The organism is Pantoea sp. Taur (assembly GCF_009830025.1).
GTDB classification, from domain to species: domain Bacteria; phylum Pseudomonadota; class Gammaproteobacteria; order Enterobacterales; family Enterobacteriaceae; genus Pantoea; species Pantoea communis.
In genome coordinates, this window is sequence record NZ_SZZZ01000063.1 from 1 (window position 1) to 662 (window position 662).

A 662-nucleotide genomic window follows, 5' to 3' on the forward strand; every position below is an offset into this window, starting at 1 on the left:
GCTTTCCGATCTCCTTTCTCCTGAACTCATTGACGAGTGTCTCGCTGATACCGGGACAGTGACGTTACGAAAGCGCCGTTTATCGATGGAAATGATGGTCTGGGCTGTAACCGGCATGGCACTTTTTCGCTCCCATTCGATGACCCAGCTCGTCTCACACCTGGATATCCTTCTGCCGGGGAAAAGGCCCTTTGTTGCGCCCAGCGCAGTTGTGCAGGCCCGGCAGCGATTTGGAGAAGATGTTATCCGGCTGATGTTTGAGAAAACACAGCGCCTGTGGTTTGAAAAGACCCCGCTGTCTCACTGGAACGGACTGACTCTGATGGCGGTGGATGGCACCGTATGGCGCACCCCTGATACACCAGAAAATGATGCCGCCTTCGGGCGAACGGCCAATATTAATAAGTGCTCTGAGTGGCCGCAGGTGCGTATGGTCTGTCAGATGGAAGTCACCAGCCATCTGCTGTCAGCAGTAGCGTTCGACAGCGTCTCAGCTGTCGGCGAAGCCGATCTTGCCGCTCAGCTTATCCCACAAACCCCCGACCACTCTCTGACCCTCTTTGATAAAGGTTTTTATGCGCTGGGTCTGCTGCACGCCTGGCAGTCGGCGGGAACGGAAAGACACTGGATGTTGCCGCTGCGCAAAGGGGCACAGTACCGTG

1 protein-coding gene is annotated in these 662 nt (G+C 55.9%); it reads left to right on the forward strand.

Translation table 11 applies throughout. The features are described from left to right. The coding region (locus tag FD744_RS25240; RefSeq protein WP_160870036.1) for an IS4 family transposase at positions 1-662 on the forward strand (662 nt) is incomplete at both ends.